General features: G+C 67.0%; 9 protein-coding genes. 4 read left to right on the top strand and 5 right to left on the bottom strand.

Annotated elements, in window-relative coordinates:
* On the bottom strand, positions 1-1,640 hold a 1,640-nt coding region (locus tag VGG53_RS11860; protein ID WP_333783785.1), incomplete at its 3' end, for a PGRS repeat-containing protein.
* A 195-nt stretch (positions 1,641-1,835) separates the two neighbouring features.
* Between VGG53_RS11860 and dapF the strand changes: the two genes are divergently transcribed.
* Both dapF and hflX read left to right on the top strand, forming a co-directional pair.
* Positions 1,836-2,741 carry a diaminopimelate epimerase gene (gene dapF / locus VGG53_RS11855; RefSeq protein ID WP_331518248.1) on the top strand — a complete coding sequence of 302 codons (906 nt, stop codon included), beginning with the start codon at positions 1,836-1,838 and terminating at the stop codon, positions 2,739-2,741.
* 1 nt (position 2,742) lies between these two features.
* On the top strand, positions 2,743-4,143 hold the full coding sequence (gene hflX, locus VGG53_RS11850) for a GTPase HflX (RefSeq protein ID WP_331518247.1): 1,401 nt from the start codon (positions 2,743-2,745) through the stop codon (positions 4,141-4,143).
* Between the two features lie 60 nt (positions 4,144-4,203).
* On the opposite strand, the gene VGG53_RS11845 is transcribed toward hflX, so the two are convergent.
* The 3 genes from VGG53_RS11845 to VGG53_RS11835 all read right to left on the bottom strand — a co-directional run bounded on the left by VGG53_RS11845 (position 4,204) and on the right by VGG53_RS11835 (position 5,771).
* Positions 4,204-4,611: a hypothetical protein gene (locus VGG53_RS11845; protein WP_331518246.1), complete on the bottom strand. Its 408-nt coding sequence runs from the start codon at positions 4,609-4,611 to the stop codon at positions 4,204-4,206.
* A gap of 111 nt (positions 4,612-4,722) precedes the next feature.
* On the bottom strand, positions 4,723-4,965 hold the full coding sequence (locus VGG53_RS11840; RefSeq protein WP_331518245.1) for a hypothetical protein: 243 nt from the start codon (positions 4,963-4,965) through the stop codon (positions 4,723-4,725).
* Between the two features lie 299 nt (positions 4,966-5,264).
* Positions 5,265-5,771, bottom strand: a complete 507-nt coding sequence (locus VGG53_RS11835; RefSeq protein ID WP_331518244.1) for a hypothetical protein — start codon at positions 5,769-5,771, stop codon at positions 5,265-5,267.
* Positions 5,772-5,874: 103 nt separating this feature from the next.
* Here VGG53_RS11835 and VGG53_RS11830 point away from each other — a divergent pair, with 103 nt between their 5' ends.
* Both VGG53_RS11830 and VGG53_RS11825 read left to right on the top strand, forming a co-directional pair.
* A complete protein-coding gene (locus tag VGG53_RS11830; protein WP_331518243.1) occupies positions 5,875-7,035 on the top strand; it encodes an acyl-CoA dehydrogenase family protein in 1,161 nt (386 codons plus the stop codon).
* A gap of 337 nt (positions 7,036-7,372) precedes the next feature.
* A complete protein-coding gene (locus tag VGG53_RS11825) occupies positions 7,373-9,367 on the top strand; it encodes an LGFP repeat-containing protein (RefSeq protein WP_414688951.1) in 1,995 nt (664 codons plus the stop codon).
* A 23-nt stretch (positions 9,368-9,390) separates the two neighbouring features.
* On the opposite strand, the gene lexA is transcribed toward VGG53_RS11825, so the two are convergent.
* Positions 9,391-10,089, bottom strand: a complete 699-nt coding sequence (gene lexA, locus VGG53_RS11820; RefSeq protein WP_331518242.1) for a transcriptional repressor LexA — start codon at positions 10,087-10,089, stop codon at positions 9,391-9,393.
* Positions 10,090-10,145 lie beyond the last annotated feature (56 nt).

Genomic DNA, 10,145 nt, shown 5'->3' with positions numbered 1-10,145 from the left:
CCTTGGGCGCCGGTGCTGGCGCCGTTGCCGCCGGCCCCGCCGGCCCCGCCCGCCCCGCCGTGCCCGCCGACCCCGCCGGCATAACCGACCGGATGGCTGGCGGTGCCGTCGCCGCCGTGGGTGCCGGTGGCGCCCTCACCGCCGTCACCGCCCTGACCGCCGGCCCCGCCGGCGCCCTGGGCCCCGGCGATGGTGCCGGCTCCGCCTTGGCCGCCGTCGCCGCCGGCCCCGCCGGTGTAGCCGGTGTTACCGGTGGCGCCATTGGCGCCGATGTAGCCTTTGCCGCCGATGCCGCCTTGGCCGCCGGTGCCGCCATCACCCTGGGCGCCTTGGGCGCCGGTGCTGGCGCCGTTGCCGCCGGCCCCGCCGGCCCCGCCCGCCCCGCCGTGCCCGCCGACCCCGCCGGCATAACCGACCGGATGGCTGGCGGTGCCGTCGCCGCCGTTGGTGCCGGTGGCGCCCTCACCGCCGTCACCGCCCTGACCGCCGGCCCCGCCGGCGCCCTGGGCGCCATCGGCCGCCTGGCCGCTGGCACCGACTCCGCCGTTACCGCCAGTGCCACCGTCCCCGCCGAGCCCGCCGGCCCCGCCGTCGCCGCCGTCGCCGCCGGGGACAGCCCCGGGTGCGCCGTCGCCGCCGACCCCGCCGGCGCCGCCGGCGCCACCGGTGCCACCCTCACCGCCCTCACCGATCCATAGCGAGCCCGCGCCGCCGGCCCCGCCGTTACCGCCGAGTCCGCCGTTACCGGCGTCGCCGCCGGTTCCGTCCGGAGCGGTGGCGGCCGAGCCGTCGGCGCCGGTGTAGCCGACTCCGCCGGCCCCGCCGTTGCCGCCGTCGCCGAGCGCACCTATACCAAAGAGGTCTTGCACTTGGCCGGTGCTGCCGCCATCACCGCCGTCGCCGGCGGTGACATCGAGGCCGCCCGCGCCGCCGTCACCGCCAAGGGCGCCGTTGCCCCACATCTCGCCGCCGTCGCCGCCGTTGCCGCCGTCGGCGCCGAGGCCGCCGTCACCGCCTTCACCGCCGTTACCGATTCCCCCGGCCTCCCCGCCGTTACCACCGGCCACGCCGGCCTCGGTGCTGCTCCAGCCCATACCGCCGTCGCCGAAGAAGAGCCCGCCATTACCGCCGTCGGGGTCTGTTGCTGTGCCTTGGGCGCCGTCGCAGATCAGCCCACAAAAGTTGCCCGTCACGAACGCCGGGTTGATCGCGTTGTCGATGTGCTGCCCGAGTGGACTGTTGATCCAGTTTTCAAGGGCCGCATGAAGTGGCAGGTAGAAGTCCTGCTGGAAGGCCTCAGCGACGGAGCTCGGATCGGCTGCCGTAGCGACATCTGGCAAAGCGAGAGCAGTGCCACCCAAGTCCGACCAAATGGCACCCGAGCCAAGATCGGCGATCAGAGTGCTCAAATCGAAACCCGGGCTGGGGTCGACGGCACCCGCGAGCAAGCCGGGCTCGAAAAAATTGATGATCAAATCGTCGATACCGAATAAGTCGGCGTTGGCGGTCGGCGCGGTGCCCAGCGGGGTCAGCCCAAACGTCAGAAACGCGCCGGCGCTGGTACCGAGACCGACCGTGCGGCGGCGGCGGGCCTTTGCATTGCGGGTTCGCCGATTCCGCTTGCGGTGCTGACCAGCCATCGCATCAGCCCGTCTCTTGGGGCCCCTTCGGGCGTGACCGCATCAGATCCGATCACGTTAGTCCGCACACGTCTAATATGACCGCCAATCAGAAAACGAATTTTGTGCACGGGACGCACGTGAGGCAACGGACTTCGGTGCCGCCGCGCATCGTCGGCAACACCCTTCGGGCCTGACGCCACGTATCCTGAGCAGGTGATATTTGCCAAGGGGCACGGTACGCAGAATGACTTCGTGTTGCTGCCCGACCTGGACGCCGCGCTGACGCTGACGCCCGCGGTGGTGACCGCCTTGTGCGATCGGCGCCGCGGTCTTGGCGCCGACGGGGTGCTTCGGGTCACCACGGCCGGCGCGGCGCTGGCCGCGGGTGTTCTCGATCGGGTGCCGGACGGCGTGCACGCCGACGACTGGTACATGGACTACCGCAACGCCGACGGGTCGATCGCGCAGATGTGCGGCAACGGCGCCCGGGTATTCGCGCACTACCTGCGGGCCAGTGGCCTGGAAGCCCGCGACGAGTTCGTCGTCGGGTCGCTGGCCGGGCCACGACCGGTCGTCTTGCACGACGTCGATGCGACCACTGCCGGCGTCAGCGTCGACATGGGCAAGGCCAACCTGCTGGGGCCGGGGCAGGCCGTCGTCGGCGGCCGCACCTTCAGCGGGTTGGCGGTCGACGTCGGCAACCCGCACCTGGCCTGCGTCGATCCCGCGCTCACCGTCGACGCGTTGGCGGAGCTGGACGTCGCGGCGCCGGTGAGTTTCGACCACGAGCAGTTCCCGAACGGGGTCAACGTCGAAGTCCTCACCGCGCCGGCCGACGGCGCAGTGAGCATGCGGGTGCACGAGCGGGGAGTGGGCGAAACCCGCTCCTGCGGAACAGGAACCGTCGCCGCAGCCGTCGCCGCGCTGTCGCACGCGGGTGCGAGCAGCGGAAGCCTCACCGTGCGGGTACCCGGCGGCGATGTCGTCGTCACCATTAGCGAGGCCACCAGTTACCTGCGCGGATCGTCGGTTTTGGTGGCCCGAGGAGAACTGAGCGAGCAATGGTGGCGCGAAAATCAGATGCACGACACGGCTTTTCCGTGCACCATCGAGAATTGACATGACGTATCCCGACATCCCCAGCACGGGTGAACTAGCCCTCGACGACCGCGCTGCACTGCGTCGCGTCGCCGGGTTGTCCACCGAACTCGCCGACATCTCCGAGGTCGAGTACCGCCAGCTGCGCCTGGAGCGGGTGGTGCTGGTCGGCGTGTGGACCGACGGCACGGCCGCCGACGCCGATGCCAGCCTGGCCGAGCTGGCCGCGCTGGCCGAGACCGCCGGCTCGGAGGTGCTCGAAGGGATGGTCCAGCGCCGCAGCAAGCCTGATCCCGCGACCTACATCGGTTCGGGCAAGGCGGCCGAACTGCGGGAGGTGGTGCTGGCCACCGGTGCCGACACCGTGATCTGCGACGGCGAGCTATCCCCGGCGCAGCTGACCGCGCTGGAGAAGGCCGTGAAGGTCAAGGTGATTGACCGCACCGCGCTGATCCTGGATATCTTCGCTCAGCACGCGACCAGCCGGGAAGGCAAGGCGCAGGTGTCGCTGGCGCAGATGGAGTACATGCTGCCGCGGCTGCGTGGTTGGGGTGAATCGATGTCGCGGCAGGCCGGCGGTCGTGCCGGCGGCAGCGGCGGCGGGGTGGGTCTGCGCGGCCCCGGTGAGACGAAGATCGAAACCGATCGTCGCCGCATCCGCGAGCGAATGTCTAAGCTGCGCCGCGACATCAAGGCGATGAAGCAGGTTCGCGACACCCAGCGCAGCCGCCGGGCACGCAGCGACATGCCGTCGATCGCGATCGTCGGATACACCAACGCCGGCAAGTCGAGCCTGCTGAATGCGCTGACCGGCGCCGGGGTGCTGGTGCAGGACGCCTTGTTCGCCACCCTGGACCCCACCACTCGCCGTGGGGAATTCGACGACGGGCGGGCGTTCACCGTCAGCGACACCGTCGGTTTCGTGCGACATCTGCCGACCCAGCTGGTGGAGGCGTTCCGTTCGACGCTGGAGGAGGTCGTCGGCGCCGATCTGCTGGTGCACGTTGTCGACGGTTCCGACGTCAACCCGCTGGCCCAGATCAGCGCCGTGCGCCAGGTGATCTCCGAGGTCGTCGCCGACTATCACAGTGGTCCGGCACCGGAGCTGATCGTGGTCAACAAAACTGATGCCGCAAGCGATTTGGGGCTGGCCAAGCTGCGACGTGCACTGCCGGGCGCGATGTTCGTCTCGGCCCGCACCGGCGACGGCGTCGACGCGCTGCGCCGGCGGATGGCCGAGCTGGCGGCGCCCACCGATACCGCCGTCGACGTTGTGATCCCTTATGACCGCGGTGATTTGGTGTCGCGTGTACATGCCGACGGCCGAGTTCAGGAAACCGAGCACATCAGCGACGGCACCCGGATCAAGGCGCGGGTGCCGGTGGCGTTGGCCGCGAGCCTGCGCCCATTCTCCGCAATCTGAATCGGCTGCAGATAGCAGAAAACGCCGGAGCCTCCAGCTCCGACGCCTTCTACGTTCTTGTTACAGCAGACCGCCGAGGATGCTGCCCAGATCCAGGCCGCCGGTCAGATCACTGAGCAGCCCGCTCAGGTCCAGGCCGCCGGTCAGATCGCCGAGCAGACCGCTCAGTACGTCGCTCAAGCCACCCGCGCCATCGCCAAGGGCGCTCGCGCCACTAATCAGGTCGGCCAGGTAGCCCTGCAGGTCTGCCATTCCGGCGGCGTAGTCAGCGTTCGCGATTGTCATCAGGTCCGCGTCGAACGCCGGCGAACCCACGGCGCCCATGAGGTCGGAGAGCGTGACGCCGGCGTCAGCGGGAATCGGCGGCCCTCCGGTACTAGTGAATACGTCGAGAATTGCGGTCTGTGAGTCGGCCGCGGTGATGCCCAACAGTTGGTTGAGCGAGTCTTCGCCGGAGAGCACGTCCAAGAACGCACCCTCGAAAAGCCTGCTTTCTGCGCCGTTGAAGACGCCGCTGAAATCGGGGCTCGCAGTATTGGTGTCGAGGAGGTAGGCGGCAAGTTGATCGCCATATAGATTTTAGAACGAGGTAAGAAGCATCTCTTCTGACCCAGTTGGCCCCAGTACATCGTTGTAAAGCATGGTGTCGAAGCCTGTTTCCGCATCGAGGACGGACGATGTCACGTCCACCAGCGCGACATCGTGATGCACCGTCGGCACGCCCTGGGCCTGCGACGGCCCGTGGTAGGGCAGCGACCCGTAGAGTCCTGCTGCCGTCAGCGCGGCTGCGGCGATGAGCATGCGTTTGGTTGCAACCTTCATGATTTTCCTTCCCCAGAACCGATGCGGGCTACCGGCGCGAATCCGCTGCTACGCCGACTGGGCCACGGCCCCGTCCATCCCCTTAGGACACCTGAGACCTCTCAGGTGAAGTTAAGGTACCCCTTATCGTTTGCGTGGGTAAAGGAAACGGTCGACAAAGTGTTGGATCTTTTTTCAATAGCTAATCGATGCTGGTGGAAGGCTTTTCAAGCAAATCAAGATCGCTTTTCAAATCAACTTAACGGCAATAAGCAATACTCAGCGCTAACTTAGCTGGCCACTCCGTCCACATGGCCCGACTACTTCACCAATTCGTATACATCCTCCGCGGGCGCCGCCAACATCGCCTGCGCCAGTTGCGCCTTCAGTTCGTCGAGGTGAGCCTCCTCGGCGTGAGCGCGCTCGGCCTTGCCGGCCAGGTCGAAAAATTCGGCAGTGACAAAGCCGGGGCGCATCAACAGTGTCGCCGTGCGGCCGTTGACCGAGACGTGAAAGACGAAGCCTTGCAGCAGCCGCCCGCGATCGGGTCGCGCCAGGGCCGGCTCGATGACGTACCGGCCGTCGGTGACCGCACGGGTGACGGCCTCGAAGCCGTCGCGGGCCCCGGGACCCTGAAAGGCTGTCCGGATGACGACCGACCGCCGCTGCGGCGGCTGGTTGGGGGACAGCGCGGCAAACGCCCGCTGCATCGCCTTGAATGCAGCGGCCACGCCCGCCGGCGAGTACGGCCCGGCGTAACACAGCATGTCGGTGTAGGAGAACTCCAGCACTTGCCCGAGTTCTTGCACCAGGATCGTCTCGGTCACTCGCTGACTGTAGGCCGCTGACCCGACCCGGCACCACGGGCCTACCAACCATCCGGTTGGTATATCTTAGGCGGCAGAGTTCCCAACCGCCGGAGGTCGACTCATGGGTAGCGCCGTCAAGTACCAACGCACGCTGTTCGAACCCGAGCACGACTTGTTCCGCGAGTCCTACCGGGCGTTCCTGGAGCGTCACGTCGCGCCCCATCACGACGAGTGGGAGAAGGCGAAGATCGTCGACCGCGGGGTGTGGTTGGAGGCCGGCAAGCAGGGCTTTCTGGGTATGGCGGTGCCCGAGGAGCTCGGCGGCGGCGGCAATCCCGACTTCCGCTACAACGCGATCATTACCGAAGAGACCACCGCGGGCCGCTTCAGCGGCATCGGGTTCGGACTGCACAACGACGTCGTCGCGCCGTACCTGCTGCGGTTGTGCAACGAGGAGCAGCAGCAGCGCTGGCTGCCGAAATTCTGCACCGGCGAACTGATCACCGCGATCGCGATGACCGAGCCGGGAACCGGCAGCGACTTGCAGGGCATCAAAACCCGCGCGGTCAAGCAGGGCGACCACTACGTGCTCAACGGGTCAAAGACGTTCATCACCAACGGCATTAACTCAGACCTGGTGCTGGTGGTAGCCCAGACCGATCCGGAAAAGGGCGCACAAGGCTTTTCGCTGCTGGCAGTTGAGCGCGGCATGGAGGGGTTCGAGCGCGGTCGGCACCTGGACAAGGTCGGCCTGGACGCCCAGGACACCGCTGAGCTGTCTTTCACCGACGTCACAGTGCCCGCGGAGAATCTGCTCGGCGAAGAGGGCATGGGTTTCATCTACCTGATGCAGAACCTGCCGCAGGAGCGGATCTCCATCGCGATCATGGCGGCCACCGCGATGGAAACGGTTCTGGAGCAGACCCTGCAATACACCAAGGAGCGCAAGGCTTTTGGCAGGTCGATCGGTAGTTTCCAGAACAGCCGCTTCGTGCTCGCCGAGTTGGCCACCGAGGCCACCGCGGTGCGCATGATGGTCGACGAGTTCATCCGGCTGCACCTCGACGAGAAGCTGACCGCGGAGCAGGCGGCGATGGCCAAGTGGTACTCGACGGAGAAGCAGGTGTATCTGATCGACCGCTGCCTGCAGCTCCACGGCGGCTACGGCTACATGCGCGAATACCCGGTCGCGCGTGCCTATCTCGACGCACGGGTGCAGACCATCTACGGCGGCACGACGGAGATCATGAAGGAAATCATAGGCCGCAGCCTCGGCGTCTGACGGCGGTATCCCGTTGGGAGCGAAGTAGTTTCGCACCCGCATGTCGGCGTAGTAGCGCGAGCACTGTGGCAACCGCCTGGCGACGCGGTTAATCCGGCGATCCGCAGAGCCCGCACCCGCATCCGCGCCGAATCGCGCCGTCGTAACCTGAAACCGAACGAGCAGAATGCGACACCGCCGGCGCTGTGCCGAGTAATTCGACGTCAAGGGGATATCCATTCCGTAGGGTCTTCGTATGACTTCCCGCGCGGCGTCGCCCGCAGCAGAGTTGTGGCGCACCGCCGGGCGATTGAAACTAGGTCCGGGCTTCGCACTGGGCGGCCGCGGGGAGGGCGGGATGACGAGGCAGCAAGCACGAGCGGGCGCCGCGGTGCGCGCAGCGCGTGGTCTGGCGGCACTGGCAGCGGGATTGACGTGTATGGCGCTGCTGACGCCGGTGGCGGCGGCGTCTCCGATCGGCGACGCGGACAACGCGATCACCGCGGCCTGGAAGGATGCCGGCGGCGACAATTCGGACTTGGGCGCCAAACAGGGTGACTGCTACGTCGCTGGTCAGGGATTTGCTCAAGACTTCGTGCACGGCAAGATGTTCTTCACGCCGGCGACCGGCCCTAGATCGATGGCGGGCGCCGTTCTGGACAAATACGAAGCCCTTGGCGGCCCGGTTGCCTCCGATCTGGGCTTCCCAACCGCCAACGAAGTACGCGGGCTGGCGGGCCCCGACAGCCGGGTCAGCACCTTCTCGGCCAGCGACAAGCCGCTGATCTACTGGACCGCCGACCACGGTGCGTTCGTCGTGCGCGGGGCGATCAACGCCGCGTGGGACAAACTCGGCAGCTCCGGCGGCGCCCTGGGTGTCCCGATCGGGGACGAAACCTACGACGGTGAACTCGCGACCCAGCCCTTCAGCGGCGGCAAAGTGTCGTGGAACAGGCTGACCAAGGCCTTCACCACCGTCCCGCCCGATTTGGCGAGCAAGCTCACCGACCTGCAGGTGCCGGTCGATCCGACGGCCGCGATCAACATGGCTTGGCGGGCGGCCGGCGGCGCTTCCGGTCCGCTGGGCGCCAAACAGGGCGACCAGTATCCGATCGGTGGCGATGGCCTGGCCCAGAACTTTGCCGGCGGCAAGATCTTCTTCAGCACCGCCACCGGTGCCAACGCCATCGAAACCGACATCCTGACCAAGTACGAGTCGCTGGGCGGCCCGGGCGGCGACCTCGGATTCCCGATCGCCAACGAGACCGATGGCGGCCTCAAAACGGCCAGCCGGGTCAGCGGGTTTTCCGCCAACGACAAGCCGGTGATCTTCTGGACTCCCGACCACGGCGCATTCCTGATTCGCGGGGCCATCAAGGCCGCGTGGGACAAACTCCTCGGGGCGACCGGCAAACTCGGCGCGCCGCTGGGCGACCAGATTGTCAACAAGGACGTTGTCACGCAGAAGTTCGCCGGTGGCGAGATCGCCTGGAACAAGACGAAGAACACCTTCACCACCCAACCGGCGAACTTGGCGTCGGCGCTGTCCGGCCTGCAGGTGCCGGGGCAGAAGGCGCCGGCCAATTCGGCGTCGCCCGGTGCCGGGGTTGGTTGGCTGACCGGGCATTGGTGGTGGTTGCTGGCCGGTGTCGCGGCGCTCGTGCTGATCGGTCTGCTGGTGTTGTCGGTGCGGCCGTGGCGTCGACGCCGCGCTGCTAGACGGGACGATAAGGCCGTCGAAACCGACGATTCGGACGGCTCCGGTTATCAGCCCGTCACCGAGTCTGTCTCGCAATGGTCGTCGGACGCCGACAGCGACCTGGCATCGTCGAGATTATCCGACGATTACCAACCGCCACGTCCGCGGACGGTCCGCCTGCCCAGCCAGCCCGCCAACGAATGGATGCCACCCGCCGGCAAGAGCCTGGTGGACGAGCTGCTCGAGGATGAAGCCGAAAGTCCGGACGAGTTACCCGAATTCGGCGATTCCGACGTCGACGTCGACGAGCACTTCGACGAAGATCCCGATGATGTGGACACGGCTCCGACCGGCATTCCGTCGTCGGCCGAAGGGCGAGGCGGACGGCATGCCGCCGCCGACGCCGACATCGAAGGCGACGACGCCCAAGTCACTGCAGCCGTGCCAGTACTGCGAATCGCGCCCGGGCAGTTGGCAATTCACCTTCCGATGGACGACCCATATCAGGTGCCGGACGGATACCCGGTCAAGGCGCACGCGAGCTCGGGCCTCTATTACCTGCCCGACAACGCCTTGTATGACGAGACAATGGCCGAGATCTGGTTCGCCAGTGAGGAAATCGCACAGGCCAACGGATTCCACAAGGCCGGATAACCCGGGGCCAGGCCTTACCGGCGTCAGATCTTGCGGATCACCGTGACGACCTTGCCGAGCACCGCAGCGTCGTTGCCCGGGATGGGATCGAACGCCGGATTGTGCGGCATCAGCCAGACCTGGCCCCCGGTGCGCTTGAACGTCTTGACGGTGGCTTCCCCGTCGATCATCGCTGCCACGATGTCGCCGTTGTCGGCCACGTTCTGCTGACGGACCACCACCCAGTCGCCGTCGCAGATCGCGGCATCGACCATGGATTCACCGACCACCCTGAGCAGGAACAGCGCGCCTTCTCCCACAAGTTCGCGCGGCAACGGGAAAACGTCTTCCACAGCTTCCTCGGCCAGGATCGGCCCACCCGCGGCAATGCGCCCCAACACCGGGACGTAGGTGGGTTCGGGCAGCGCGTCCGAGCCGGCGACGTCGGTGAGTGCCGGCGGCCGAGAGGCATCGTCGGCTGAACGGACATCCACCGCGCGTGGGCGATTCGGGTCGCGGCGAAGGAAACCCTTTTTCTCCAGTGCGCGCAGTTGGTGAGCCACCGAGGACGTCGACGTCAGGCCGACAGCATCGCCGATTTCCCGAATGCTCGGCGGATATCCGCGGGTGGTGACCGACCCGCGGATGACGTCCAGGATCGTGCGCTGGCGCGGCGTCAGCCCTAATTCCGCAGGTCGCACAGCGCGGTCGGGGTCGACGCGGGGGGTGTGGCTATCGCTCATATGGCCGAATGTAGCGGCATTCGGCCCAGATATCAAACATGTGTTCGAGGTATGTC

Source organism: Mycobacterium sp., assembly GCF_036490025.1.
Classification (GTDB): Bacteria; Actinomycetota; Actinomycetes; order Mycobacteriales; family Mycobacteriaceae; genus Mycobacterium.
Note: the sequence above shows the minus strand (reverse complement) of the source record. Positions and strands in the feature narration are given on the sequence as shown.